The sequence below is a fragment of the Paenibacillus sp. GXUN7292 genome (assembly GCF_050864975.1).
GTDB lineage: Bacteria > Bacillota > Bacilli > Paenibacillales > Paenibacillaceae > Pristimantibacillus.
In genome coordinates this window covers 17,486-43,290 of sequence record NZ_JBOZWO010000008.1, presented here as the reverse complement: position 1 = coordinate 43,290, position 25,805 = coordinate 17,486, and the positions used below count along the sequence as shown (strand labels likewise).

The 25,805-nt window shown below is 43.2% G+C and carries 26 protein-coding genes; 7 read left to right on the top strand and 19 right to left on the bottom strand.

All coding sequences use genetic code 11. The annotated features are described in order from the left end of the window. Positions 1 to 47 precede the first annotated feature (47 nt). Positions 48 to 1,916 (bottom strand): leucine-rich repeat domain-containing protein, encoded by a 1,869-nt coding sequence (locus tag ACRRU2_RS09450; RefSeq protein ID WP_432501020.1) that lies wholly within the window; start codon positions 1,914 to 1,916, stop codon positions 48 to 50. Positions 1,917 to 2,243: 327 nt separating this feature from the next. Here ACRRU2_RS09450 and ACRRU2_RS09445 point away from each other — a divergent pair, with 327 nt between their 5' ends. Next, positions 2,244 to 3,269 carry a hypothetical protein gene (locus tag ACRRU2_RS09445; protein WP_432501017.1) on the top strand — a complete coding sequence of 342 codons (1,026 nt, stop codon included), beginning with the start codon at positions 2,244 to 2,246 and terminating at the stop codon, positions 3,267 to 3,269. 108 nt (positions 3,270 to 3,377) lie between these two features. Here the strand turns inward: ACRRU2_RS09445 and ACRRU2_RS09440 are convergent, their stop codons facing one another. The 3 genes from ACRRU2_RS09440 to ACRRU2_RS09430 form a co-directional block, all read right to left on the bottom strand. Then, positions 3,378 to 3,701: a hypothetical protein gene (locus tag ACRRU2_RS09440; RefSeq protein WP_432501015.1), complete on the bottom strand. Its 324-nt coding sequence runs from the start codon at positions 3,699 to 3,701 to the stop codon at positions 3,378 to 3,380. 53 nt (positions 3,702 to 3,754) lie between these two features. Further along, a complete protein-coding gene (locus ACRRU2_RS09435; RefSeq protein ID WP_432501012.1) occupies positions 3,755 to 4,456 on the bottom strand; it encodes a hypothetical protein in 702 nt (233 codons plus the stop codon). A gap of 252 nt (positions 4,457 to 4,708) precedes the next feature. Further along, a complete protein-coding gene (locus tag ACRRU2_RS09430; RefSeq protein WP_432501010.1) occupies positions 4,709 to 5,185 on the bottom strand; it encodes a GNAT family N-acetyltransferase in 477 nt (158 codons plus the stop codon). Positions 5,186 to 5,712: 527 nt separating this feature from the next. Here ACRRU2_RS09430 and ACRRU2_RS09425 point away from each other — a divergent pair. Together ACRRU2_RS09425 and ACRRU2_RS09420 are read left to right on the top strand one after the other, a co-directional pair. Further along, positions 5,713 to 6,396, top strand: coding sequence for a hypothetical protein (locus tag ACRRU2_RS09425; RefSeq protein WP_432501007.1), 684 nt, complete (start codon positions 5,713 to 5,715; stop codon positions 6,394 to 6,396). Further along, positions 6,397 to 6,906: a hypothetical protein gene (locus ACRRU2_RS09420; RefSeq protein WP_432501005.1), complete on the top strand. Its 510-nt coding sequence runs from the start codon at positions 6,397 to 6,399 to the stop codon at positions 6,904 to 6,906. Positions 6,907 to 6,919: 13 nt separating this feature from the next. On the opposite strand, the gene ACRRU2_RS09415 is transcribed toward ACRRU2_RS09420, so the two are convergent. The 4 genes from ACRRU2_RS09415 to ACRRU2_RS09400 all read right to left on the bottom strand — a co-directional run bounded on the left by ACRRU2_RS09415 (position 6,920) and on the right by ACRRU2_RS09400 (position 11,167). Then, on the bottom strand, positions 6,920 to 7,384 hold the full coding sequence (locus ACRRU2_RS09415; protein WP_432501003.1) for a GNAT family N-acetyltransferase: 465 nt from the start codon (positions 7,382 to 7,384) through the stop codon (positions 6,920 to 6,922). Between the two features lie 159 nt (positions 7,385 to 7,543). After that, the gene (locus ACRRU2_RS09410; RefSeq protein ID WP_432501001.1) at positions 7,544 to 9,220 is read right to left on the bottom strand and encodes a helix-turn-helix domain-containing protein; all 1,677 of its coding nucleotides are present in this window, start codon (positions 9,218 to 9,220) and stop codon (positions 7,544 to 7,546) included. Positions 9,221 to 9,333: 113 nt separating this feature from the next. Then, positions 9,334 to 10,359, bottom strand: coding sequence for an ABC transporter substrate-binding protein (locus tag ACRRU2_RS09405; RefSeq protein ID WP_432500999.1), 1,026 nt, complete (start codon positions 10,357 to 10,359; stop codon positions 9,334 to 9,336). A 202-nt stretch (positions 10,360 to 10,561) separates the two neighbouring features. Beyond that, positions 10,562 to 11,167: a uracil-DNA glycosylase gene (locus ACRRU2_RS09400; protein ID WP_432500997.1), complete on the bottom strand. Its 606-nt coding sequence runs from the start codon at positions 11,165 to 11,167 to the stop codon at positions 10,562 to 10,564. A gap of 183 nt (positions 11,168 to 11,350) precedes the next feature. Between ACRRU2_RS09400 and ACRRU2_RS09395 the strand changes: the two genes are divergently transcribed. Beyond that, the gene (locus ACRRU2_RS09395; protein ID WP_432501197.1) at positions 11,351 to 12,709 is read left to right on the top strand and encodes a catalase; all 1,359 of its coding nucleotides are present in this window, start codon (positions 11,351 to 11,353) and stop codon (positions 12,707 to 12,709) included. Between the two features lie 208 nt (positions 12,710 to 12,917). Here the strand turns inward: ACRRU2_RS09395 and ACRRU2_RS09390 are convergent, their stop codons facing one another. Then, on the bottom strand, positions 12,918 to 13,382 hold the full coding sequence (locus ACRRU2_RS09390; RefSeq protein WP_432500995.1) for a phage tail protein: 465 nt from the start codon (positions 13,380 to 13,382) through the stop codon (positions 12,918 to 12,920). Positions 13,383 to 13,468: 86 nt separating this feature from the next. Then, the gene (locus ACRRU2_RS09385) at positions 13,469 to 13,963 is read right to left on the bottom strand and encodes a GyrI-like domain-containing protein (RefSeq protein ID WP_432500993.1); all 495 of its coding nucleotides are present in this window, start codon (positions 13,961 to 13,963) and stop codon (positions 13,469 to 13,471) included. A gap of 108 nt (positions 13,964 to 14,071) precedes the next feature. On the opposite strand from ACRRU2_RS09385, the gene ACRRU2_RS09380 reads away from it, so the two are divergent. Together ACRRU2_RS09380 and ACRRU2_RS09375 are read left to right on the top strand one after the other, a co-directional pair. Beyond that, a complete protein-coding gene (locus ACRRU2_RS09380; RefSeq protein WP_331700097.1) occupies positions 14,072 to 15,040 on the top strand; it encodes a helix-turn-helix transcriptional regulator in 969 nt (322 codons plus the stop codon). A gap of 17 nt (positions 15,041 to 15,057) precedes the next feature. Further along, a complete protein-coding gene (locus tag ACRRU2_RS09375; RefSeq protein WP_432500990.1) occupies positions 15,058 to 17,334 on the top strand; it encodes a DEAD/DEAH box helicase in 2,277 nt (758 codons plus the stop codon). Positions 17,335 to 17,456: 122 nt separating this feature from the next. Here the strand turns inward: ACRRU2_RS09375 and ACRRU2_RS09370 are convergent, their stop codons facing one another. Beyond that, positions 17,457 to 17,681: a hypothetical protein gene (locus tag ACRRU2_RS09370; protein WP_432500987.1), complete on the bottom strand. Its 225-nt coding sequence runs from the start codon at positions 17,679 to 17,681 to the stop codon at positions 17,457 to 17,459. Between the two features lie 500 nt (positions 17,682 to 18,181). Next, a complete protein-coding gene (locus tag ACRRU2_RS09365; protein WP_432500985.1) occupies positions 18,182 to 18,772 on the bottom strand; it encodes a MerR family transcriptional regulator in 591 nt (196 codons plus the stop codon). Between the two features lie 196 nt (positions 18,773 to 18,968). Between ACRRU2_RS09365 and ACRRU2_RS09360 the strand changes: the two genes are divergently transcribed. Next, entirely contained in the window at positions 18,969 to 19,706 is a 738-nt protein-coding gene (locus tag ACRRU2_RS09360; RefSeq protein WP_432500982.1) for a bleomycin resistance protein, read from the top strand. 34 nt (positions 19,707 to 19,740) lie between these two features. Here ACRRU2_RS09360 and ACRRU2_RS09355 read toward each other — a convergent pair whose 3' ends face one another. The 7 genes from ACRRU2_RS09355 to ACRRU2_RS09325 form a co-directional block, all read right to left on the bottom strand. After that, positions 19,741 to 19,971 carry a hypothetical protein gene (locus tag ACRRU2_RS09355; RefSeq protein ID WP_432500980.1) on the bottom strand — a complete coding sequence of 77 codons (231 nt, stop codon included), beginning with the start codon at positions 19,969 to 19,971 and terminating at the stop codon, positions 19,741 to 19,743. Between the two features lie 294 nt (positions 19,972 to 20,265). Next, entirely contained in the window at positions 20,266 to 20,373 is a 108-nt protein-coding gene (locus ACRRU2_RS09350; RefSeq protein ID WP_331700091.1) for a putative holin-like toxin, read from the bottom strand. A gap of 383 nt (positions 20,374 to 20,756) precedes the next feature. After that, positions 20,757 to 21,611 (bottom strand): sulfurtransferase, encoded by an 855-nt coding sequence (locus tag ACRRU2_RS09345; protein ID WP_432500978.1) that lies wholly within the window; start codon positions 21,609 to 21,611, stop codon positions 20,757 to 20,759. Positions 21,612 to 21,640: 29 nt separating this feature from the next. Continuing rightward, on the bottom strand, positions 21,641 to 22,414 hold the full coding sequence (locus ACRRU2_RS09340) for an ABC transporter ATP-binding protein (protein ID WP_432500976.1): 774 nt from the start codon (positions 22,412 to 22,414) through the stop codon (positions 21,641 to 21,643). 63 nt (positions 22,415 to 22,477) lie between these two features. Continuing rightward, positions 22,478 to 23,515, bottom strand: a complete 1,038-nt coding sequence (locus tag ACRRU2_RS09335; protein ID WP_432500973.1) for an ABC transporter substrate-binding protein — start codon at positions 23,513 to 23,515, stop codon at positions 22,478 to 22,480. 96 nt (positions 23,516 to 23,611) lie between these two features. Beyond that, positions 23,612 to 24,391 carry an ABC transporter permease gene (locus tag ACRRU2_RS09330; protein WP_432500970.1) on the bottom strand — a complete coding sequence of 260 codons (780 nt, stop codon included), beginning with the start codon at positions 24,389 to 24,391 and terminating at the stop codon, positions 23,612 to 23,614. An 11-nt stretch (positions 24,392 to 24,402) separates the two neighbouring features. Beyond that, entirely contained in the window at positions 24,403 to 25,746 is a 1,344-nt protein-coding gene (locus ACRRU2_RS09325; protein ID WP_331700086.1) for an LLM class flavin-dependent oxidoreductase, read from the bottom strand. Between the last annotated feature and the right edge of the window lie 59 nt (positions 25,747 to 25,805).

The following is a 25,805-nucleotide window of genomic DNA, read 5'->3' as shown; positions in this document are numbered from 1 at the left end:
GGATTATTTGACGCTTTTTTTTCAGCGGCTATGATTGTTTCATTACATTAATAAATCAAGATTCCTTTATCAAGTACAGACTTGTTCTGCACTTGATTTCCTAAAATATATAGCTTTTTTAAGTTTGGCAAATTCACTAAAGGCTCAACATTCGAAATAGCGTTATTTTCTAAATGAAGCTCTTCAACCTGCTGCCAATTTTTCATGAATGCTAATGATTGAATGGAGCCGTCTTGCATTGTAAATGATCGTAAAGCTGTAAAATCTGCAAAGTAAGGCGTCAACTTATCCAAATCATGCAGCCAGTCACCATTACCTATTCGAAACGATGGTTTCGTCAAAGTTAAATGCTCCAGCGTGTTATTCGCAAATGGACTCTCGCTATTTATTTGGAAATTGCAATCGTAACAATTTAATGTTTTTAGATGCTGCAAATTAAATAATTCACTCGTTTCATCAAAAAAATACGTATCATTTGCATTTAATGTTTGCAGCTTTGGCAGACGATTCAAAGAACTAATATTTGTAAAGCTTCCAGAATCCATCACTGAAACTTGTTCTAACTGCGGGTGTTTCACTAAATCTGCTCCATCCAAATCTGTGTCGTCAACAGTTAAAGATTTTAAAGCAGGCGCCTTTAACATGGGTATAAAAGAACCTTTTAATTCAGCCTTCTTTAAATTCGGCGCTACGATCGGTGATACAGTGCCACTATATCCTTTTATCTCCAATTCGGTCAGCGAAGTTAAACTATTTACAACGTCAATAGACTCCAATTTATAAAGAGAAGATAAACGCAGTTTCGTCAACGACGCCTTATCTCTAAGGCGTTCTATATTCGTAATATCTACTGACTCAAGATCGAGCGATTGCAAGTTAGGCATATTTTGTATAAAATCCAGTGTTTTTAAATTTTTAGCGAATGTAAACTTCAACTCTTCCAGCTGACTCAGGGAATAAAACACACTGAAATCTGTCGCTTCACTATAACTTAGTGTTAATGATTTCAAACCAGATAATCCAGATATCCACTTCAAATCATTAATCCTTGTTAAAGATAATGCTTTTAATGATGACAGCTGATTCAGGATATGAAAGTCGGTAACGGACTCATCGGCATATGAAATGTCAAGCGACTGCAAATTCGGAAACTCTAATAATAAAACCAATTCATTGTTATTTCGAATTTGTGTGGAAAGTTCTGTTACTTTAGCTTTATCATCAAAATAATGAGCGATTTCCCTAAACGATTCGTTAAAGCTGCCTGTATAACTTTTTAACCCTTCTATATTCTTAAAGCTTACTTTCTCACTTTGCGAAATTTCGTATACATTATTCAGATGTAACACGGATAGCCCGCTAAATGCCTCAAAGTCTTTTTGTTCAATTCTTTTTGTATTAAGTAGCTTGTCAGTAATCACATAATCTGTAATTTCAGCTTGCTTATTCGTAAATGGATCGTCCAAACTGTAAGCAAAGTGCCACTGATATTCCTTATAGCCGATAGACAAATATCGGATTGTTGCGATTTCCTCTTCTGTCGGCATCGCTTCGCCTTTATTAAATATATCTTTTAAGAAGGACAAAACAACTTCACTTTCGGGCATAGTTCGAATAGGAATTTTTGTTTCGCTTCTGTATTCCGTTTGATTGCTGTTCAAGAAAAAATATAGAAAGAATGCGCCAATGAGTACGATCGGTACGATTAAAATGCGCTTTGCATTCGTATTCGCATTCTGGCGTTTTACAGAGGCGGGAGATGTTCCATAGTAATTATTTATCGTTTGCTCAACGAAATAGACCTTATTCTCCTTCAATAATAATTCCGTTTCACAATAAGGACATTTGAATGTTATCCCTTCTTTTTTTTCAATTTTCCCATTACAATTTGGACAAGTTAATTTAATAAATTCCACTGGCCACCCACCTAATCTCCATATCTATGAAAGGAACAATCAACATCCCTACACCTGTTATAATTATTTTCCAATTAAGCTTAGTTGCCCAAAATACAAATGTCAAGATACCACTCCCATGGCAAAGTTCAGCTTTGCTGGTAAATAATATACGTAGGAAGATAACACAAGGTTTCCATTGCTCCCATACCTCTGAAGGATTTATTAATTGCAAAGATGGACGGTTGCAGTGGCCGCCCTCCATTTAATATTTCTCTTTAAGAAATGAAGAATAGTTGATAGGATAGAAATATTAGGCCGAGCCGAAAGAATGGAGGGTGATTATGAATGAGTGAACCGTGGGCTGCTTCGATGAGCGGTGTTCCCTGGACCGCATCCAAAATGAACAGTGCTGTAAAACAGCTGCGGAATCGAGCAACCATCAGCTTTGTGGTTGGATCGGACTTAACAGATGACCTGCTTCTTCTAGATAAACAGGTGTTTTCCAAACGACCTGACTTGATTTTGAGTGTATACAATCCTGAGGAAAAAGGCCGTTATACAGAAAAATTTCTGGAGATACTCGCAGGATTGAAGCATGTTGCCGCTTTAGACCTGAGTCTCAAGCAACAACAAGATTTGAGTATGCTGTCTGGGCTCAGGCAGATGAAATTTCTTATCATTAGATCAAAAAAGTCACAAAATCTTGATTTCATCAGAAATTATAAACAGCTAGAATACCTTTGGCTCAGCGGGAAGTTTGTTGATCTCGCGCCGATTGCCGATTGCATGATGCTGAATACACTTATTCTGAACTGTGCGATTGACCAACTGGATTTTGTTTCAGAATTGCCTCTTATTAAGTACTTGTCAATAGACAGCTGTACTTTGAATGGTTCGTTGGATGTGCTGGCTCATTCAAATATTAGAATGCTGAAGCTGTCCGCCGTTCATAATCTGACAAATATTGATGCGCTGGGGACATTGCATAATCTGGCCTATCTTCATCTAACGCTGCCCAAAGTCGAGCGGCTATGCGATTTCTCAAATATGAAGCAGCTTCGGCAGCTTGAACTGCATTTCATGAAATCATTGCGAGAGATTGAGAACCTGTGGACAGCAGACCGTTTGGAGGTTTTGGAGCTTAGAGAAATAAATAACGGAATAAAAGCGGAAGCCCTAAGCCGCATTACAGAAATGGACAGTCTGCGTCAGGTCGATTTCCGTTTTATTGATTTTAATAAGGGTCGAATTGCAGCCCTAAGCAAGTGCATGCATGAAGCAGGTAAGGAGCAGCTTTTATACGAGAATATTCCAGAAGAAAAGCGGATACCTTCAATGGCTATTGAGCATCTGTCAAAAATTTTGATGTAAAAGTGTTTTTTAGAAAAGAAGCTTACTCCACAATATTGCTATAGTATTCGATTGTATAATCTGATCAGCATAAAACCACCTGCAAAAGAGGTGGTTTTATTGTCCTAACTAGTTGAATACATTTGAAGGGATTTCACAATTAGAGTAATAACGAATCACCTTCCCTTTTTCTTTAGCATATTCGATTTCTCTTTTTGTGCTGCCTCCAATGTAACCATTCACATCAATTACGAATATTTCATCAGACAGGTCAATTTTTCTAAAATGAAGCCTTCCAAGCAGTTCAGCTTGTTCCTCGGTTATTTCAAACCCCTCACTCTGCTCAAAAAAGGCGAGGCTGATCACAATATTTCCTTGAAGTGTGAGAAATGCATTTGTTTGCTCGAATTGATGTTTAAATTTGGTAGAGCCACATAAAGTAATTATTCGCATAATCATTTCCTTTCACAATGTAACTCATCGATGTATTCTCTTCACAGTCCTACCTATTTATTTTGAAAGCTTCCAACAAATTCATTAAACCTTTCCTTATCTAGCGAATAAGCATAATTAGACGACTCGTCAATAAAAACATGTCCATTGCCGGTTACCACTATTTCTGTTTCACCTCCACCCTTTGACTCAATGACGATTGTATTGTTCCAATCAGATGGCGCTGCTCCCGAAAATGAGGGGGAATTGTGAAGAATAGCCGATAATTCATTCAATTGCTCTGTATGCTCGATTTCAGCAATAACATCATTCGTTCCGCCAAAATATATAGTTGCTTTGACAACTTCATCACGTTTAAAATCAAACGGTTCTTTTGATGACATATCGGCTTGCTTCAATAATACAATTTCTTTTGCTGTAAGCGGCTTAGATTTTTTACTCTCTAAATTTCTTCGTATATTAATCGGTTTGGAAAGAATTACTTTAACTTCTGATCCTTGTAGAAAGTCATGAATCGTTAAGATATTTCCGTTTACATCTGTAAAGGCTGTATCCGTAGTATATTCAACAGAACATTGGTACCCAATAGAGTTGATCGGGTCTTTCTTCCCTTTGTTTACTTCATCTGAACAGTCGACTATAAAACTGTTTGCTCCAATATCCCCGATTTGACCCTGAAAGGACTCTGTAGGCTTGGCGCATCCCGCTAAAAATATTACTGAAATGACCAAAGCAGCGATAACTCGATACATCATCTCTCGCCCCCTTTTAGTAATCATAACGAGAATGAAGATGATAAAGTTACACGATTGTACCCAGTAAATCAAAGTCGCAACACGGAAATAAAGTTGCACGATTGAGCCGGTAAATCAGAGTCGCAACACGGAAATAAAGTTACACGATTGAGCCAGTAAATCAGAGTCTCAGCACGGAAATAAAGTTGCACGATTGAGCCAGTAAATCAGAATCTCAACACGGAAATAAAGTTGTACGATTGAGCTAGTAAATCAGAGTCTCAACACGGCTATGTTCTCGTTATGGCAAATTTCGCCGTTATCTCGGAAGCCGAAGCTTCCGTAAAGCTTTTTGGCAGCAAGGTTATCAGCGCCATACGGGATCCAGCAGTATTGTGCAGGCCCGGTAGGAAAGGTACGGATAAATTCCAGTATTTTTATCATAGCCTCCCGGCCGTAGCCTAGGCTCTGGTGCTGCTTGTCAATCATCAGCCGCAGGATGCAGTAGCTGCCGTCAGCAATTGATGGCAGATCGTATCCGGTGATTCCATAAGTAAGCATAACAAAACCGACCGGCTGCTCATCCGCATAAATGGCAAACGGAAACGGATGACCTCCATTGGTTGCCAGCACATAACACGAAGCGACGCTTGACAAATTGGTCGCAACAAAACGGCGTTGGTCCTCTGAAACCTCAAGGTTAAATATGGCACGCCGGTTTTCCAGCGTAATTTTTCTGAGTGTGATCATACAGGACTTCTCCCTCCATTAATCGTTTTGCGCCGCGGTCGCATATATAACATACAATTTTCACGAAAAAAGAAATAGACTTATATCGATTTTTTTTATAGACTATTATGTATCCATGGCATTTTTAGGGGAGTTTTTTGGCCGTAAGTCAAATGAAACGCCGGCCAGTATTTGAATGGCCCTAATGCTACGTGCTAATGCTAATGCTATTGCTAATGCTAAGTGCCAATGCTACGTGCTAATGCTATTGTTATTGCTATTGCTAATGCTATTGCTAATGCTATTGCTAATGCTAAGTGCTTGAGACTGTTCACTATTGTTTGCAATCTGTCCCTTATCAAAGTAACAATAAACGTGCTGCATTCCTGTTATTTTGTTGCGCTGTTGCGCTCTTTAAAACTTTGTGGCACACTATGAATATCTTATAACAGCCTAGCGGCAAAGAATGCCCGCTTCCTTTCTATATCGGAAAGAGAGCGGGTTTTTTATGGTTGTTAGAACTAATACGAGAAGGTGGGAGGCAGCGAATGAGTTTCCAAATCGAACACGATAAATGGATAAGCGATCATTTACGACGAAGAAGAGGAGAGCGTCTTGATGCTCTAAAACGCGGCCATGGCTACGGTAATCGCTTATTTGCTGAACAAATATGGTGGCCGCTTGTTGGGCACTTTCACGGATTTCATCCTGAGTATGAAGTAAAGGACTGGCGGGGGAGATCCTACTTTGTAGATTTTATGCTGGTTATAGGAGCGATCTCTGTTATTTTCGAAATCATGGACTTTGGCTCCCACGGTACGGACAGAAGCAAGTATAGAAGGGATTTAAACCGCGGGCTTTTCCTTGAGGCTCAGGATTATTCGGTCTACTACATCTCTCTGGATGAATTAAAGGAGAACCCCTCCTTCATTCTTTCAGCACTGCGAAGCATTCTATCCCCCTACCTATCGGGGCAGCTCAGTACAAAACGAACCATTACAAGGTCATATTCCAAAATCGAACGAGACCTGATGCGGATAGCGATTCGTAATAATCGTGTCATTCGCCCATCCGAGGCGGCAAGAGAACTGGAGCTTTACACTGCAACTGTCATTAAGTATTGTCGCTTACTGGTGGATAAAGGAAAGTTTAGAGCCGTGGCTAGAGGAGTGTCCGGGCGGATTGTCTATTATGAATATGTCGGTTCTATCCAAAGTCCGGATTTAGTTTGATTGTTTCGTTTCGCAAATGTATATGAAAAATCATATACATTTCAACGACCTAAGCTTATTGCGACGATTGTATATGAAAAATCATATACATTTCACCGCTCTAAGCTTTTTCTGACGATTGTATATGAAAAATCATATACATTTCAACGTTCCAAGCTTATTGCGACGATTGTATATGAAAAATCATATACATTTCAACGTTCCAAGCTTATTGCGACGATTGTATATGAAAAATCATATACATTTCAACGCTCCAAGCTTATTGCGACGATTGTATGTGAAAAATCATATACATTTCAACGCTCTAAGCTTTTTCTGACGATTGTATATGAAAAATCATATACATTTCACCATTTTAAGCTTAGTCTGACAATTGTATATGAAAAATCATATACATTTCAACGTTCTAAGCTTATTGCGACGATTGTATATGAAAAATCATATACAATTATAGGCTTGCTAGTACGTCAAGCCGCTCTACAAAGGCTGACCTCCGGAGTTTTCCAATAACTTACTCCGGGAACTAGAAGCCACTTTTCAATGCTATATTATTTAATTTTTTATACAAAAAAATTATTCTATCAACAATATTGAATCCATTTTTCTTATAAAACTCTTCGGCTGGTATTCCCCGGTTTGTCAAAAGTGTTATATTCTCAACCCCCTCACTTATTAATCTACTTTCCAAATATTTAATTAATTTTGTTCCAACTCCACTTCTTTGTTCATTAATATTCACACACATTTCATTAATAAAAAATTCGTCTGCCTTCCACCATCGCTTGCGAAACCCGAATATAAAACCTTTAAGTCCATTCTCATCTTCTGCAACAATTCCCTTAAATCCAGGTGTATGAATATAGTCTAATAAATATTGCTCCGCACCTTCGTTGGACCATTTATCATTCCATGGCTCTTGATTAAATACATGAATTAGCAGATTACAACAACTATTAAGATCGTTGCTCTCAAACTGTCTTATTTTCATAATTTCTCACTCCTTCGAAAGTTATTTTATTCATTAAAATTCAGTATATCTTTCAATTATCGTTCTCTCATATATTCCTTTTAAACTTTTGATGGATGAATAACCTCTTAGCGCTTCAGCTCGCCCCCATTTCTTCCTAGGCATCGTCTGTTATTCCTTCTATTGCTCCTGTCTCCCTTTCAACAGCTCTGGAAGCAAGCGAATTTGATGCTCCCTTGTATAGGCGTCAGTCAAGTTCCATTTGGCCTCCTCCAGTACATGTACTCTTGCGTTTTTGACTGCCGACAGTTTCTTCCAGCTGTTACTAAGCATTAGCTCCCTTGTTGCTTGACACGACGGCCCAATTGTTGGCATTAACACAAATAAACGGTCTCCGGCATACAAAGGCACATCTGATTCCTCAATTTCACGGTATGGCTCTCCTGCATCCAGCATTTGTCGAACAGCCGCTCCAGCCTCAAATCCGGACGGATGATAGAGCAAGCCTGCCAAACCGCTCGTACCCATCACAAACAGACGGCGTCCGCGATGATAAATGAACACCGTCGCTGTCTCCCCTGGCTCAATTATTTTCTTCACTGTTTGCCACATTTCCGATAACCGGCGACGATACTCAGCTAGCCACTGCTCGGCTTCCGTCTGCTTCCCTAGCCATTCTCCTAAACATAACAACCGCTGCTCCAATGGTGCGAACGTATCGTAGGTAATAGTTGGTGCGATTTTGGTAAGCTGGGCGTATTGTCGTTCATCTGAGCTTGAGAAGATAATAAGATCAGGTTCCAGACTCGCCGCCTTCTGCGTATTAAGCGGAATTCCGATATCTTCAACTTCCTGAAAGGCTGCATGCATCCATGTATTCTTCATCACGCGCACACTTGCACCAATCGGCCGTATCCCTAAAATGAGCAGATCCCCTATTGTTTCCCCGTAATAGAGTATACGCTGAGGCTGTACCGGAATTTGAACTTGATGGCCTGTCCAATCATACACATATCTTGTCTGATGGGCAGACTGGGCATACTGCCTTGGAGTCATCCCCGTAAACTGTCTAAATCGCCTGTTAAAATAATATTCATCAGCGAAACCAACCTTACAGGCAATTTCACGCAACGGGACATTCACAGACAGCAATAATTCCTTGGATCGGTCGATACGCAGCTGATTCAAATAATCCAACGGCTTCTTTCCCGTAAGATTCTTGAACATGGCACTATATTGCCAGGCAGGGAGCTGTGCCCTCTCAGCAAGCTGCCTGACTGTAATAGAGTTAACATAATGGGCTTCCAAATAACGAATCGTTTCTGAAACAGCTTGCATATCCCCAGTATCCCGTTCAGAAGACCAGTTATGCTCCAGCAACACACCCATTAGCTCTTGAAACAGCAAATGTCGCTTGAACCAAGCCAACTCACCCGCTTTATCATCTTCATCTCCTGTCAGGATTCCGTTTACCAGCCGTATGCAACGCTCATACGAGTACATATGCCAGGCATGATGGATTGGCAGCATTTGCTCCTCGAATATTTCCTGGCCCCGTTCATCTATATGAATGATAGAAAAATAAATGCAGTATAACTCAACATCATAACTAGAGAGATTACTGGCGTACCAGCTGTTTCCCGGCGATAGCAAATAACAGCTCTTCTCACCAGCGGGAATTAACTGATCATTGACGTAAAGTCCAAATGTCCTTTTTGTTGTAATTAGCAGTGTATGCCGCTGCTTCTCACACTGCCTTTCCGATACCCACTCAGCTGGAAAATACAGCTTCTCGGCGAAAGACAGTTGAAACATCAAGGAGCTCAGCTTAGGAAGCTTTTGTACGCAGTTTTTCATAACCGAATCACCTCTTATTGATAACCTTTCTCACTACTTTCAGTGTAAATAAAAAATGAGAGCTATTCAATACTGAATTAGCTCCCATTATATTCATTTTATTACCGTACGTTTTATGAAATAAGCACCTTCGGCAAATTTTTCGCAATCCATTCGCGAGAAATGGCATCACTATATGCCTCTAAAATATGAAAGGTATACACTTTCCCACTTTTAACTGCCGGCAAGCTCTTCCATATGCTGCTTTCAAGCAACTGCTCAATATCTTGTACAGCTTCCTTGTCAATTGGGGTCAGAATGAAAATGCGGTCACCTGCAAATTCAGGGAGCTTCTCCATCGAAAGCTCAACAAACCCTTGATCCTGATCCAAAGCTTGCTGGATGGCAGGTGTCGGTTTAAAGCCATCCTTCTCGTACAACACTTGAGACAGGCCTGTGCGAGCCATTGCGAATAACCGCTCACCCGGATACATTGTAAATACCGAAGCTGTCTCATCCTGTCCTATTCCAGCATCATGAAGCTGTTTCCACATATCCTTTAGTTGAAGATCATAGTCCGCCAGCCACTTCTCAGCTTCTTCCTGCTTTCCAAACAGCTCGCCCAAAGTTCTCATCCTATCTTCCAAAGAAGCAAAGGTATCAAAAGTAACTGTGGGAGCAACCTTGGAAATTTGTTCATATTGTGCAGCATCAGCATTACCGAATATAATTAAATCGGCATTCAGAGTCATCGCCTTCTCCAAGTTAAAAGGAAAGCCTACATCCTCAGCAGATTTCAATTGTTCATCATAAACGGATCCATCAACATTAGATTTTAAAATACCTACTGGCTTCACACCCAAAGCGAGTAAATCACCAGTTGTCTCACCGTGAAAAATAACTCTTTTCGGATCTACGGGCACTTCTACTTCATGTCCCGTCCAATCTGTAAACTTTTTCGTCTCAGCGATTTCCCCATTCGGTTTTAATGGTTCATCTTCCTTAGTATTTTCAGGATTTTCAGTCTGGACAACCTTATCCTGCCCCACATTATTCGAGTTGCCCGTGCTATTCTTGTCATTTCCACCGCATGCAGCCAATACGATCACCATCGCAGCCGTTAGCAGCAGCAGCTTGGATCGTTTCTTTGTCTCTTTCATTATAAGTTCCCCTCCAATAAGTTATATCGATAATGATTATCATTATCTTTATTTGCTTATCCTAAGGGAATGTTCGGAACATTACAATAGACAAATTTAAATTAAAATTTTTTTTTAGATAAAACGAGTGAGCATCGTTTGCACTAGTGCTTCGATTGCTTCGATTACCCACGCTGTCCGGAACGGCAAGCTCTCAAAAAATTCACCTTTTTATATCCTGACGCGTTGAATCTCCTTTAATCTCCTCCCACTTATCCTTCAAAGATTTCAAATCCTCAACGAAGAACCTTAGCAGATTAGGCCGTCTTCTAACTGCAAGAGGATGATAAGTGAAGCTGATTGGCGTACCCTGGAACTCATGCCAGCTGCCTCGTAACTCCTTGACACTGGCGCTCTCCTTATCCGGGAATACCGCTTCAGCTACGACATTGCCAAAACCAAATAATACAAGCGGCTGCTTCTGAAGGAGCTGCATCTTCAGATGTGGAAAACAAGCCGCTCTAGCCTCAGGCTTATTGTAGGCACGCATCGGCCGGCATTTTAACAAATAGGTGACATAAACATCGTTTGTATCTATCCCTGCCTCCCTCATGCCGAATTGAAGAGTTTCGCGGGTACCGCATAGAAATGAATTTCCTTGTTGATCCTCCCGGGCACCGGGATTATCCATAATCATCATTAGCGAGGCTTTCGAATTCCCTTCACCCCAGATGACACGATTGTGCTGCTTGGATAGTTCACAAAGCTCACAATGCTCGACACCTTCTGGCGCTTGTTCTTCAGGTAAGATTACAAAAGGATGATCCATTTCCAGTCATGCAGCTCCTTCCATTTACATACAATGACTCTATTATGCCCACCCTCAACAAAAACTTGCCGTTATCCGGTACGCCTCCTTATTAGACGCCGTGTGCTGGCATATTCGCATAATAGCGCTTCATACATTTTAATATATCTACATAATTCACAAGTGGGCATGGGAGGTTGGATGATGTACGAGAACAAAGGAGCTGGCCCTAACAAATGGTCCAGAGATAACCCCGCTTTGCATTCACAGACAGTGGGGGAACGAGGCCCTGTACTGGAACAGGACAGCGTGCTGCATGAAAAGCTGGAGACATTCATTCATTCGAAAATATTGGAAAGGCCTGTGCATGCTAAAGGTTATAGCGCATTCGGCTACTTTCAGACCGTGCATGCCATGACGGCTTACACAGAGCTTTGTTTCTTGCAAAATCCGGGACAGCAAGTCCCCATCACGGTAAGATTCTCGCTTGCCGTCAGCAACAAAGGCACGCCTGATACTTCCCGTAACGTATTCGGATTTTCCACCAAGTTCTATACAAATGAAGGTGTGTTTGATCTTGTCTTTAACCATATCCCTGTGTTCCCCGTCCGGGATGCCATGCGCTTTCCCGAGTTTATTAATGCGCTCTCGCCATCGCCAGTTAACAACCTCATCGATCCGGAACGATTTTGGAGCTTCGTCGCACGAACACCAGAATCGACAAACTTTCTAGTCCGGCTCTACTCCGACTCGGGCACAATCAAAAGTCTTCAACACATCCCGGGGCACAGCGTCAATACTTACGTCTGGAAAAACGCTCAAGGTGTCCGCACTTACGTGAAATATCATTGGTTGCCTCTTGCAGGGGTGCAGTATATCGACCGTCAAGAAGCGGCCAGACTCGCGTGCGAGAATCCGGATTATGCCGGCAAGGACTTATTCGATGCGCTGAATACGGGTAAAACGTTTGAATACGGGCTTTATGTACAGCTTATGAACCCTCAAGACGAGTCCGTTCTCCCCTATGATCCATTGGATAGTACAAAGGTATGGGATGAGCAGCAATATCCGCTGCTCCCGGTTGGAATATTAGTACTCAATAGAAATCCAGATAATTATATGGAACAAGTAGAAAAGTTGGCTTTCTCTCCTTCCAACCTGCTCCAAGGCGCAGAGTTATCGGACGATAAAATACTGCAGGGCCGCGCAAATATTTATTGGGATTCGGAGCGAAGGCGTCTTGGTCCGGATTTCCGCAAGATTCCAATTAATCATCAGCAGAACTGGACGCCCGATTCCCTTGTAACCAGCGGCAATGGAAGATTTGTTGAAGGTCACCTCGTGCGGTCCGCCATTCCCAAGCAAGACGACTTTACACAAGCTGGCCAGTATTATCATACGCTTGCCCCATTACAACAAGAGCACCTGGTAGATAACATAGCCATCGAACTGGCCGTCATATCACCCGAGACGCAAAAAACCGTCCTCGGCTACCTGTACCAAGCGTCCCCTGAGCTTGGAGAACGTGTCGCACAAAAGATCCTGCACTACGAATCACATTGAGCAAAATCTTGCCTTTACTTTTGATAAAGTTCACCAGTATGTGTTTTCTAAATTCCATTTTCGGATAAAAACCGAAACAGCGATTCTTTCCCGATCAAATAGGGAAAGAATCGCTGCCACAGGGCTTCTACACCCTTGCAATGTATTTTGTCTGTAGTTAACACGGGGTCAAGCCTCAATAACTTGCGCATCTTCACTTTGGCTTTCTTTAATATTCTCCTTTAATTACAAAAAACGAGCCCCGAATAGTTCCAGCTAGCTTAGACTTCTGCCTGGCAAACTTAAACTTCTCTTCTAACTCCTTAGGTATCTCCATCCCCTCAGAAAGCTTAAAGCCAACGGCCCTCTTCTTAGGTTCATCAACTGTATACATAACGTTGACCTCAAGACCATCCTCATAAAAGACGTAGGCCATTTTGATATTTTCCACTTGAAAACGCGACGTTTCTAAAGGCTTGGCTGCAAACTCAATATCCCGTTCTTCTTTCAAAATTCGGTTCACATAATCAACGGTCTCCTGGCTTTCGCTAGCTGGTACAACCGCAAATTCATGCTTGTATTTATTCATAAAGTAACGGGCTTCGTTAGCACGTAAACCAGCAAGCGTTTCTGCTACAGGTGAAAACTCTAAACCAATCGCAGACACATTTTTAAAATCAACGATATAGGACATATGCATCCCTCCTAAAAGTTTTGTGAGCTTCCCTTCTTATCAGAACCTGCCTCGGGCAACCTACAACTGAAGCATTCACATATCTCTTATTTTCTAACAACAGGGATCCACATTTCGCCATAAAACAAGCCGTCTCGCTTTCCCATAACAACCGCTGCATTTGGACCGCCAACATAGGCAACATGATTTGCTTCAGGTAAGGCTTGACCAAACGCAATGCCCGTAACAGTATTACTCAATTCTTCAATAGTGTTCCCTTCTCCTTTAACAACCAGGTATTCCCCCTTAGGAAATTGAACCACTCTGGATTCTCTAGATTCTCCTGCTGCTGGTGCCGGTGCCTCTGACATAACGCCAGCATAATGCATCATCTTGTTATTCACTGCTTCGTTCACAATAAAAACGTAGTCATTTGTTGCAATTGCTTTTAAATCGTCAAGTGTTCCATCTTGACTAGCGGCTTGCCAAAAGTCTGACTTTTCCTTATTTATGCCAGCAAAGTCTGTATATTGACTCTTAAGCTCAGTTCCAATACTTACAACGGTAAAGCTGTCTTTTTCTTCTAAAAAATAATTCGCCATATTCAAAAACCTTCCTTTTTTTAAATTTTTTTAATATTATCTTCTTCACTTGATGAGTTTATGATAACCTTAAATCATGTCAAAAAGTGATACTGTTTAGGAGTCCTGATGAAAAAAGTTGAACGAATTAATATCATCATGCGGTATATCAACAACCGCGCCTATTTTACAATATCTGAAATTATGCGGGAATTTAATATCTCCCGTTCGACCGCTATTCGAGATATCAGAGAAATTGAAGCCATGGGGATGCCACTCGTCTCTGAAGTGGGAAGGGACGGGGGCTATTTTGTCATGCAAAACTCTGTCCTGCCCGTCGTTCGCTTTACCGACAATGAAGTCAAAGCCCTTTTTATTGCCTTTTTGGCGACAAGAAATCAACAACTTCCTTATCTAAAGAGCCGTCAGTCTTTAGCTGAAAAATTACTAGGTCTTATTTCGGAAAACCAGCAAGATGACCTAGTTCTTTTAAATCAAACTTTGCTTTTTGAAGGGACCAACCCAAATAATCCCGACCTGCTTGAACTTTCAGACCTTCCCCATCCCATATTAGAAAAACTCATCCAAACCCTTCTTTTGGATCGCTATTTATTGCTTGCCATCAATGAAGAGAATGTAATAACATTTTACCCCATTTATCTGATGAACCTTTATCGTGAAAAAAGCTTTTGGCTGATTGAAGGCTTTAACTTAAAAGAAGAAAAGAAGCAAATCTTTCCTGTCGATCATCTTATAGATGTCAAACCCTATCCAACAAAAAATAGATTAAGTAAGAAAAAGATTTTAGAAAAAATAAGTAAACAGCAAGAAGATATCAATCTTGTTATTGAACTTGGTCCAAAAGCGATTGCCCAGTTCAAAAAATATCATCCTTTAAAAATCACGATTTCCTATACGAATCCTTATCAAACCACAGCCATTCTAAAGACTTTTGTCAATGTTAATATGCCCGAAGAATTAATCGAACTAACAAGTTGGCTGCTTTTTCTTGGTGAGGATATCAAGTTCAGGGAAGTACCGGATGAAGTTTTAGAAGGCTTACGAGAGAGATTAAGCTTACTTTGCCAATTAAACTGAGGGGAGACTAAATTTCTATGAATATAGCTGTCGAGTTGATGCAAAAATTCAAAGACCGCGAGACCCGGAATAAGTTAAAGGTCTATCAGAACAAAGTGGAGATTATCAGAAAACGGAATTTAGAAGCATGGAACGATGGGCAGCTTCAAGCGGAATCCCTCCGGCTGAAAAAAGAAGCAAAATCGGGTACGCCTTTGGATGAGCTGCTTGTCGATGCTTATGCGCTAGTCTGCGAGGCAGCGAAGAGAAAGCTCGGTTTACAGCCTTATAATGTCCAGATCATGGCGGCCATTGCTTTGCACGAGAGATTTTTGATCGAGCAGCATACTGGTGAAGGAAAAACACTCTCTGCTGTTATGCCTGCTTATCTTAACGCGCTGACCGGCGAGGGCGTTCATGTGCTGACCTTTAACGACTATTTAGCAAATCGAGATGCGGAATGGATGGGTCCAATCTATCGTTTCCTCGGGTTAACAGTAGACTCGGTTCAAGCGGGCATGAGCTTGTCCGAGAAACGAACAGCTTACGCTGCAGATATAACCTATGTTACGGCCAAAGAGGCAGGATTCGATTATTTGCGCGACACGATCGCACTAAACGAAGCCGATACCGTGCATCGTCCTTTCCACTATGTCATTGTTGACGAAGCGGATTCACTGCTTCTCGACGAAGCGCGGGTGCCGCTAGTCATCGCCGGCGAGCCGGGCTCTTCCGGCAACGACGACATTCGTTTTGCAGCAGTGGTTAGGCAGCTCGAGCAAGATGAGCATTACGACTTTGACGAGTTCAAACGAAACGTTTATTTAAATGAAGCAGGCTCAGCGAAAGCAGAATCGCTGTTGAGATGCGGCAATTTGTATGAAAGCCAAAATAGTCATTTATTAATGTCGTTAAATTGCGCGCTGCATGCAGAATTGTTATTGAAAAAAGACGTCAATTACATCGTCAGGGACGGTAAAATCGAGCTGATCGACGAATATACCGGCCGCGTGGCGGAGAACAGGCATTTGCCAGACGGTCTGCAAGCCGCACTTTCGGCCAAAGAAGGGCTGCAGCCAAGGGCCGGCGGAAAAATTCTCGGTACGATTACCCTTCAACACTTCCTTAGCCTATATCCAAAGATTTGCGGCATGACCGCCACCGCACACGTTTCCGCAATGGAATTCGAAGATATTTATATGCTGCAGGTCATGCAAATTCCAACTAACCGGCCAAACATACGTATCGACCATCCGCATCGGATTTATACCCATAAAGATGCCAAACTTAAGGCGCTTATACAAGAAATCTTGTCCGTCCATTCAATGGGACGCCCGATTCTCATTGGTACGTCTAGCGTCGAGGAGTCTGACATGCTGGCGGAGGCGCTAGCGGTTGCGGGCGTACCTTGCCATGTTCTGAATGCGAAAAATGACGCAAAAGAAGCTGAGATCATCGCCAAAGCGGGAGAAATCGGCGCCGTGACGGTATCTACCAACATGGCGGGACGCGGCGTCGACATTCGGCTCGGCGGCGGCAACCCCACGCAAGCAGAAGCGGTTGCCAAGCTCGGCGGGTTGTACGTGATTGGTACGCATATCCACCAAAGTGTAAGGATCGACAACCAACTGCGCGGGCGTTCCGGCCGCCAAGGCGACCCGGGAGATTCCATATTTTTTGTAAGCCTCGAGGACGAGTTGATCCTTCAGTTCGGCATCGATAAAGCAATTCGCAATCTTAGACAGGATGAAGCTCTCGAAGAGTCAGTACTCAGCAGCAAAATTGCACATATTCAGCGCGTCATTATGGGCCAAAACTTCCATATCCGCCAGGAACTAAACCGTTATTCGGATATGGTGGAGGAACAGAGGCGTATTCTATACGGGGAGCGGCTCGAAATTTTGAAAGGCGAGACGCCAATGAGCCCTTCGGAGCAGCGCGTGCGGCTTTATTATATCGACGAGTGCTGGGCTGACCATCTGGCATACGTTTCTTACATTCGCGAAGGCATCCACTTGGAGGGTCTTGTTAACCGCAATCCGATCGACGAATTTCATGTTCAAATCATCCGGGCATACGAGCAAATTCCGGCTAAAATAAATAGAGAGTCAGCAAAAATGCTCGCAAAGCTCGGAGGTTCGAATGATCCTGCGGAGTGGGAAAAATTTGGGCTGAAAAGCCCTACATCCACCTGGACTTATACCATCAACGATCAATACATGGAGCATAGTCGCGGCTCATGGAACCCAGGAATGATAATTGCTTATTGGATGCGCAGGGTTTTGAGGCCAGTATTTGGGTGGGAAAAATTTTGATTTCTAATACCGTTTGTTGACTCCGTGTTGATTTTAAAGCATAAAATACATCGCCCAAGCCCTTTGGGCACAAGGCGATGTATTTGTCTTTCGTGTATTGCCCGGCACGACCGTAGTCTACTTTATTTCCCCAAGTCCCAATAATCCATCTGCCGTGCCAGTACCCCAATCAGATTTCCTTCGTCCAAGGCGATATACCCCCCAATCTGGAAGGAGTGAGGTGCGTCAGAATAAGGATGGGTAACCAAGGACATTCGCGCGGATTGCTCCGTCCCGTGCTTATCAGTCAAGCGAATGTCTGCCTGATAGCTGTAAACCGTCTTTCGTTGCCCAGTCAATGACAGCACATAACGGAAACCTGATCTGCGTACGCTTTATAGACATCAGCAAAGCTTTCCAGCCCATCCCCTCCCTTCTCTCAGCTACCTATTAGAAAACCGAACACCTAAAAGGATACAACCTTTTTCAACAAATTATAGCATAAGCAACATGCAAAACATGGGCAACAAGCAAACACAGAACCTGCGCAGCAGAACGGTCAAAACCCTCAAACGGTTAATTTTTCACCAACGCAAAGAAGTACATCGCCACAAATACGATGCACTTCGAGTCCTATACTGTATATTTAGGTACCCAGAGGCTGGATGGTCTGGGTTGTGAACAGACGGAGGTTGCACTGCTGTTGCATGCAACTTGTTGGCGGTTGTTTGCAAATAGAGATTTTTATTTGCACCTATTGTTCTTCTTTCCTTGACACAACTTCAAGAAGTCTGTGCAAATATGCGATACCTCTCACTTGCTCAACCAATGCATAATCAATGTATTGAAGAGATTTAAGAGCAATTTCCTAAGCCTGAAACATGTTATTTTTATCAAGCTCCGATAATACTTCACGGACAATATCTAAGGAATAAGCAACTCTTTGAACGGCTCGGATGATAAGTACCTTGCGAATATCAGAGGAACTGTATATTCGAAATCCATTTCCATTTTGACGCTTGGGCTTTATTAGCCCTTCCTTTTCCCAATGACGAATTGAGGAAGCAGATGTATTCGCTATTTTTGCTACCTCTCCAATTGTAAAAAAATCTTTATTGGAGTACTTCGGAATATTAGCCAGTTGTTTTAAGTCAAGCATTTCTACTGTTTTTTGTAAGGTTTCCTTTTCAAAATGGAGGTCAACTTGTGCCTTGTTCATTAGCCACAGAACCTCAAGTTTATCTCCCTTTATAATGCGTGGCATAACTTCTCGAACAAATTCCATCCCAAATCCGGGAATAAGCGCACGTATACATTGAAAATAAGCCTCATGTTCCTTTGTATAGATGCGATACCCGTTCGCAGCTCTCTCAACTTTAGGAACAATACCCCAAGATTCATAATGCCTTAACGCACTCGTGCTGATATTCAATTTCTTGGCGATCTCAATACCGTTCATCTGAACTCCTTTCTTAAACCTGCAAATGATAATTAAACCATATGACGGGTTTTAATTATTACATACTGTACTACAAGGATAAATTCAATTAAACATTAGCATTTGCCCTAATGATGTACGATAAGGGAGTAAGATGATTTCACTGAAAAAAAGGTGATTACGGCATGAAATTACCTAGTAAATGGAGGTTGATAACTTGTCAACAAATCGAACTGGCGTAGCTATTCCTATTTTCCCTTGCAGGTCCATCGACGAACATTTGGATTTCTACCAAGCATTGGGGTTTGAACTAACTTATCGGCAAGCTAAGCCAAACCTATATGCTTGTGTCCGACACAGTATCGTGGAATTACATTTTTTTGTTCTGAAACAATTAGAGCCATCCAACTCATACAGCATGTGCTATGTAAGCGTTCCTGATGTGGATTCCGTATACAAAGAATTTTGCGGAAATTTAAAAAAGATTTATCAGAAAGTCCCCTCCCAGGGATTTCCCAGAATCACCAAGCTCAACAATCTTGCAGAAGATCGAAGATTTAACCTCATCGATCCTGCCGGAAATCGCTTGCTGATTGGTCAAAAGCATGCCTCCTCTAAGCCAATCCAGAACGATCAATACATGGTGGTGCACCCGTCAAGGTTTACAAATGCATTAGAAACCGCATACCGATTAGCATATGCCAAAGACGAACCTGCAGAAGCAGCCAGAGTACTTGAGCTTGTTTTTTCGAAAACCGAAGAAGTATCAATAACGCTTCGCTACAAAGCTTATGTATTACGAGCCGATGTCGCAATTTCAATGGACGAGCTAAATCTTGCGATGACTTTTATTAGAGAAGCAGAGAAATTATCGCTATCTGAACAAGAGCTTGAAGAAGTGATGGAGGCAACCGAGCGATTAGATGAACTCAAAATGACTTTAGGACAAAGCTAATCTTCATAGGAGGATCAGGAGGACTTCGGGAGAATCACTGCCCCTTTCTTTCTCCTGGTTCTTGTATATAAGTAAATGGTGGTTCTAAACTATAATCGCTATGAATGGCGTCAGACCAATAATCGATGGAATTGGCAACCGACAAATGCCGATTCCGGTTCATTTCCTCGTTAAACTGCTCATCAATTCCTGAATATCCGGGAATACCCTGTAAAACAAGTCTCGTTCGATCGTCTTTGTCATGACGAATCCATAATCCGTGCAATCATCTCTTGTAAAAGCATAGGCAGTAGTAATAGCCCTCATTTTGAATCGACGTCCTACCGTCCAGCAATCGACAGATCATAGAATAATACAAATTCATGATAGTCCCCTCTCTTCGATACAAATTTAATACCAATAATTCTGTATGTTGCGCGTATAAACAGGGGGCGTTATAATAAAACTAAAGAAGGAGCCGTGCACTAACACGACTCCGGCAGCACAGTAGACCGCTTCAAAGGCGGTCGGCTTCGGGTATGAGATCAGAAATAGACCGCATTCCTTGCAGGGGGGCGGTCTATTTCTTTTGGTTAACTATTGCAATGATGGCAACAACCAACGTCAGCAGCGCTACAATTAGCGCACCGAATCCGATCATTAACGTCAAAGCATCTTTAACCTCCATGGGCATCCCTCCCTTCTATAAAGAGGTAGCCGACCACCCTTGCAAGCCGTTCCACGTGCCTGTCTAATTATAGCATAATTTGTAAGTGCGAAAGCAGGAAATTATGGTTTTCTATCCTTTGTAAACACGGTTGTTAATTCGTTGTTGTTCGCTCCTCTGGAGTCTCTTAGTGTTAATGTTGATTAGGCATGTAGAGCCCTTAAAATTCGTACAAAGTAGTAAGATGCATCAAGGCCAGGTGACGGATACAGGCTTGCATTGGATTCTAGGCTTCAATTAAGTATTTTCATAGCACAAGCGTTGATTCCCTGTTGACTTCGAAGCAAAAAAACATCGCCTCGGCTCATAAGCCGCAAGGCGATGTTTTCATCGAGTAAAAACTGCTATTCTTTTTCCGCCTTCTCCTCATCCCCAACCGCCACCGGATTCCCCTCATAGCTAATCCAATCGCTCCAGCTTCCCGCATACAAGCGCACATTCTCAAAGCCCGCTTGCCTTAACGCTAAAACATTCGGCGTAGCCGAAATGCCAGAACCGCAATACACAATATAATTGCCTGCCGGCTTCAGCTCGCCGAAGCGTTGCTGCAACAGGTCCGCCGACAACCATCGCTCCTGCTTATTCAGCGCTTCCTTCCAGAAGTAGTGTCGTGCGGTTGGAATATGTCCGGCAACTGGATCGAATGGGGATGTCTCGCCAACGTACTGGCTTCTATCTCGAGAATCAATAAGCACTGCTGATCCGTCAGCAATTGCCGCACGCACATCTTGTACATTAGCCAGCCAATTGTCACGCAGCTGCAGCTCCAATATTTTAGCCTCCACTTGCGGCTCTTCTGTAGACAAAGCAAAACCCGCTTCTTCCCAAGCCGTAATTCCTCCATCCAACACAAAAACACGATCCAGCCCAATATAGCGAAGCGCCCACCAAAGACGGGAAGCAGCAGGTCCATTGGTATCTTCATAGACAACAACTATGCTTCGTTCATCAATTCCTAACTGACTGAATGTAAAGGCAAGCTGCTCGGGCGATGGAAGCGGACTGCGTCCGCCATACTGCTGGGCCGGTGCCGTTAGTGCAAGCTTGAAATCAACGAACTGAGCCCCAGGTATATGTCCTTTCTCATAAGCATCTCTGCCGTATTGTTGCTCCTTGGGGGAGTAGCGAACATCCAACACAACAACATCAACTAAATGCTTCTGCAGCCAGTTTACATCTACAATTGCTTGATCTGCCATAACAGCCCACTCCTTATTGTTCTAAATACCTAAATAGTAAACTCCAAGTTTTCCTGCGTTTTCACATCATGAATAGCTGCATAGATTTGTGTCTGAATTTCATGCAGCTGCAAATCATCCCGCCTGCGCGGGCGCGGCTGTGTAATTTTGAATTGGGCTGCTACTTTTCCCGGTCTCGGCGAAATAAGCACAACTCGATCAGCCAAAAACACGGCTTCAGAAACATCATGCGTAACAAATACAACCGTTTTTTTCTCTTCCTCCCATATTCGCAGCAAATCATCCTGCAGCTGCAAGCGGGTAAGATGGTCGACCGCACCGAACGGCTCATCCATCAGCAGCACCTCCGGCCGGTTGGCCAGCGCTCGGGCAATTCCTGCCCGCTGCCTCATTCCTCCAGACAACTGGTGCGGGTATTTATTTTCAAAGCCGCCCAGCCCTACCAGCTCAAGCACCTGCATCACCGTTTCTCTTCGCTGCTTTTTATTGTCACCGCGAATCTCCAGCCCCAGCTCGACATTCCGGGCAATAGTGCGCCAAGGATAAAGGGAGGGGTCCTGAAACACTACACCTCTTCGCTTATCCGGTCCTTTAAAAGGAACACCGTCAAACGTCACAATGCCGCTTGAAGGTGTTTGCAGCCCTGCCAGTATTTCCAGCAGAGTGCTCTTTCCGCAGCCGCTTGGGCCCAGTATCGTAACAAATTCGCCGTCTTCTATCGCCAAATGAATGGAGGAGAGTGTTTCAACCGGCGGATTTCCTTCATACACTTTGAATACATTTTCTACTGTAAAGCCAGGCATCGTCACACCTCCATCGCTCTTTACTTATAGATTTGAGCCTGCCCCGCAATGAATCGATATCCGTTATTGCTTTGGAATAAATCGCAAATCTAAAATTTCTTCAAGTCCGTAAACCTTTTCCTGGAAACCAAGCTGTACTTGAATTTCCTGCGTTTCTTGAAGCGCCGCCTGATCTACATTCAAATTGTTTTCCCACAGCACATCCTCACGCTCGAACATGGCGTCAAGCACTTCTGCATCGATCTTCACATGCTGTGAAAAATACTGCTTATATTCATCCAAGTTTGCTTTGGCATACTCCTGTGATTTCAAATACGCACGAAGCAGCTTTTCAATGGCTTCCGGGTTTTTCGCGATAAAGCTATCACTTGCAACTAGAACGCCCGTATGGAAATTCGGCAAGTAATCCCAGCCTTTAGCCAACAGCTTGCCTTTGCCTTCCTTCTCAGCCAGGGAAACGAACGGCTCATGGATAATCGTGGCATCCACTTGGCCCGCAGTAAGCGAAGCATAAGCTGCATCATGCACACCGTTAGCCACATAGGTTACGTCCTCCTTGGACAGCCTATGCTCTTTTAAAATAATTTGCGCATATGCATCCAGCCCCGAGCCGAATACCGCGCCGCCAACCTTCTTCCCCTTCAAATCTTCAACTGAGGCAATATCTGTTTTGGCTATCAAATAAAATGGTCCCTTTGTTCGAAATAGAGAGGATACGATTTTGAATGGCGCTCCTTTGCCGGCAGCAACAATCGCTCTAGTCGTCGAAAAATCCGCAATATCAATATCGCCGCTCGTTAAGCCGGGCACCGGATTATCCGTCGTAATAAATTGCACATCAAGCCCTTCTTCTTTGAAAAAGCCCTTCTCCGCTCCAAAATGAACGGCCAGCCCGCTCACACCTGTAAAAGCGTTATACCTCACTTTGATAAGCGACTCCAGCTCGCTTTTGCTTGCCGGATCTACCTCAGCTTCCCCTGTGCCTGTATTGCCCTTGCCGCTGTTTCCTGCGCTGGCGCACCCAGCAATCAAAATCATCGTAAGCAAACCGCTTATAAGAATGCTTAATTTTCTTCTTTGTATTGCAGACCTTTTCTTCATTCCTTTCCTCTCCCTTTCTCTCGCTTATCTAACCTCTATGCCCAGTTCTCTCTCTTTTTAATGCGCACACGCATGCCTGCCCTGCCAGCCGCCCCGCTACAACGTGGATTTCCAGCGCAACACAACCTTTTTCTCCAGCAAATCGATCAGCCATATAATAAAAACAGAGATGACCGTCACGATCACAATAATGGAAAATGCCTTAACCGTATCGTATAGTGAAGTAGCCTGGACAAGCATGTTGCCAAGGCCAGCTTGCGATGCAATCATTTCTCCGAACAATGCCCCGACAAGTCCCGTCGCCGCTGCCACTCGCAAACCAGCAAATATAGTCGGCGCTGCTGAAGGCAATATTACTTTCCAGATCGTTTGAGCACGGGAAGCTTCCAGCACCCTAGCTACTTTCAAATGATTGTCAGCCGTTTGCTTAATTCCGGTAATGGTATTGAAGGCGATCGTAAAATAGCAAAATAAAAATACAACGACAACTTTATGGGTTACGCCCATACCAATCCAAAGCACAAGCAGCGGAATAATAGTAACTTTTGGGATCGCCATAAGAGCGGAAAGGAACGGCCTAAAAAACTCCTCTGCTCCTCTTATTAGCACTAAAGCCATCCCTGTTCCAATACCTAATAATGAAGATAGCAAAAATCCTGTTAAAAACTCTGTGAGTGTAATCCTAATATGCTCATATACTTGCCCGCTGCCGAATAGTATCCCGATATGCTTCAGTACCTCAGTCGGCTCCGACAAGTATAATCTGCCGACTATCCCCTGCCTGACTGCAAACTCCAATAAGCCAAGCACAGCTAGCAGCAGCGCAATCTGTCCGATGCGTATACCGCTAAACCAGCTTCTTTTGCTCTTTTTCATGATGCGCTTCCCTACTTTGCAAATTGATTAGCCGGCTTCGACAAGCCGAAGTGGCCGCGGAAGGTGGAGGCTGTATATTCCTTGCGGAACAAACCGCGCTCCTGCAAAATCGGCACAACCAGGTCAACAAACAGCTCCAGCGCTTCAATCATATAAGGCGGGCAAATGTTAAACCCGTCAGCAGCTTCGTTCACGAACCAGCGTTCAATTTCATCGGCAATTTGTACAGGATCACCTACAAGAAGCAAGTGTCCGCGTGATGTCGCCGAGAAATAATGGAATAAGTCGCGTACCGTTATATCCTCATAACCGACAGCATTTTGAGTAAGTCCCACTAATTGTTTAACCTTTTCTTCGGATTGAGTAGACAGCGATAGGTCTGGCAGCGGACCATCCAGCGGATAATCGCTTAGATCAATGCCAATACGCTGCGATAATGGGCCTAAGTCATAGTTAGTGACCAGCAGCGAATTCAGCTCCGCATATTTGGCGCGCGCTTCCTCAGCGGTTCGGCCTACGAGCGGTGACAGACCGGGCAGTACGAACAATTCATTCTGCTCGCGTCCGTAATCGCGCAGCCTGCTTTTCATATCGGCATAAAATTTCTTAGCTTCCTCAAATAAAATATCGCCAGTAAATATCGCACTGGAATAGGCAGCTCCGAGTTGCCTGCTGCGTTCGGAAGTACCGGCAGACAGCAATGGAATTTGCCCTTGCGGCGGCCTAGCCACGTTAAGCGGACCGGCAATCGAGAAATGGTCTCCCTTATGATCCAGCCGATGCACCTTTTCACTATCCGCAAAATAACCGGATTCTTTATCGCGAATTAGCGCTTCGTCCTCCCATGAATCCCACAGCTTCTTCACTACCCCTACAAATTCTTCCGCATAATCATAGCGCTTGGCATTATCCCAATGCTTTTCTCTGCTGAAGTTGAATGCAGAGCTAGGATCAGCTCCCGTGACCATATTAAGCGCCAGCCTTCCTTCGCTAATATGATCCAATGATGCCGTCATGCGTGCAATATGATAAGGCTCTGAATAGGTGGAATTCACCGTAACGATCAATCCGAGCTGTTCGGTTGCCGCAGCCAGATAGGACAGTGTCGTAAACGGCTCCAGACGAATCATCTGGGAAGGAAACTGATGCTGCATTTCAGGGCTCGAAGAGAGCCGGTCGCCAAGGAAGAAAAAGTCGAATTTCCCTTCCTCCAGCTTGCGAGCTACCCTTTTCAGAAATTTGTTGTCAAACGCCCCATCTGTAATCGCCTCAGGCAATCTCCACCCGGCAGGATGATAACCTGTCGAAAATAAAAACAATCCTAAATGCAGTTCTCTCTTTGATTGACTCGTCATGAATAATCCTCCTAATCAAACTTTTCGTATATGAAAACTTAGTTTTTTCGTAAATAGAA

What these genes read in the sequence shown, in the direction of transcription:
- ACRRU2_RS09415 (WP_432501003.1), bottom strand. Translation starts at nt 7,384, where the DNA reads ATGAAAATAAGACAGTTTGAGAGCAACGATCTTAATAGTTGTTGTAAT.
- ACRRU2_RS09350 (WP_331700091.1), bottom strand. Translation starts at nt 20,373, where the DNA reads ATGGAGGTTAAAGATGCTTTGACGTTAATGATCGGATTCGGTGCGCTA.
- ACRRU2_RS09395 (WP_432501197.1), top strand. Translation starts at nt 11,351, where the DNA reads ATGTACGAGAACAAAGGAGCTGGCCCTAACAAATGGTCCAGAGATAAC.
- ACRRU2_RS09430 (WP_432501010.1), bottom strand. Translation starts at nt 5,185, where the DNA reads ATGATCACACTCAGAAAAATTACGCTGGAAAACCGGCGTGCCATATTT.
- ACRRU2_RS09405 (WP_432500999.1), bottom strand. Translation starts at nt 10,359, where the DNA reads ATGAAAGAGACAAAGAAACGATCCAAGCTGCTGCTGCTAACGGCTGCG.
- ACRRU2_RS09425 (WP_432501007.1), top strand. Translation starts at nt 5,713, where the DNA reads ATGAGTTTCCAAATCGAACACGATAAATGGATAAGCGATCATTTACGA.
- ACRRU2_RS09445 (WP_432501017.1), top strand. Translation starts at nt 2,244, where the DNA reads ATGAGTGAACCGTGGGCTGCTTCGATGAGCGGTGTTCCCTGGACCGCA.
- ACRRU2_RS09365 (WP_432500985.1), bottom strand. Translation starts at nt 18,772, where the DNA reads ATGAACGGTATTGAGATCGCCAAGAAATTGAATATCAGCACGAGTGCG.
- ACRRU2_RS09440 (WP_432501015.1), bottom strand. Translation starts at nt 3,701, where the DNA reads ATGCGAATAATTACTTTATGTGGCTCTACCAAATTTAAACATCAATTC.
- ACRRU2_RS09390 (WP_432500995.1), bottom strand. Translation starts at nt 13,382, where the DNA reads ATGTCCTATATCGTTGATTTTAAAAATGTGTCTGCGATTGGTTTAGAG.
- ACRRU2_RS09345 (WP_432500978.1), bottom strand. Translation starts at nt 21,611, where the DNA reads ATGGCAGATCAAGCAATTGTAGATGTAAACTGGCTGCAGAAGCATTTA.
- ACRRU2_RS09340 (WP_432500976.1), bottom strand. Translation starts at nt 22,414, where the DNA reads ATGCCTGGCTTTACAGTAGAAAATGTATTCAAAGTGTATGAAGGAAAT.
- ACRRU2_RS09385 (WP_432500993.1), bottom strand. Translation starts at nt 13,963, where the DNA reads ATGGCGAATTATTTTTTAGAAGAAAAAGACAGCTTTACCGTTGTAAGT.
- ACRRU2_RS09400 (WP_432500997.1), bottom strand. Translation starts at nt 11,167, where the DNA reads ATGGATCATCCTTTTGTAATCTTACCTGAAGAACAAGCGCCAGAAGGT.
- ACRRU2_RS09375 (WP_432500990.1), top strand. Translation starts at nt 15,058, where the DNA reads ATGAATATAGCTGTCGAGTTGATGCAAAAATTCAAAGACCGCGAGACC.
- ACRRU2_RS09435 (WP_432501012.1), bottom strand. Translation starts at nt 4,456, where the DNA reads ATGATGTATCGAGTTATCGCTGCTTTGGTCATTTCAGTAATATTTTTA.
- ACRRU2_RS09380 (WP_331700097.1), top strand. Translation starts at nt 14,072, where the DNA reads ATGAAAAAAGTTGAACGAATTAATATCATCATGCGGTATATCAACAAC.
- ACRRU2_RS09410 (WP_432501001.1), bottom strand. Translation starts at nt 9,220, where the DNA reads ATGAAAAACTGCGTACAAAAGCTTCCTAAGCTGAGCTCCTTGATGTTT.
- ACRRU2_RS09330 (WP_432500970.1), bottom strand. Translation starts at nt 24,391, where the DNA reads ATGAAAAAGAGCAAAAGAAGCTGGTTTAGCGGTATACGCATCGGACAG.
- ACRRU2_RS09325 (WP_331700086.1), bottom strand. Translation starts at nt 25,746, where the DNA reads ATGACGAGTCAATCAAAGAGAGAACTGCATTTAGGATTGTTTTTATTT.
- ACRRU2_RS09335 (WP_432500973.1), bottom strand. Translation starts at nt 23,515, where the DNA reads ATGAAGAAAAGGTCTGCAATACAAAGAAGAAAATTAAGCATTCTTATA.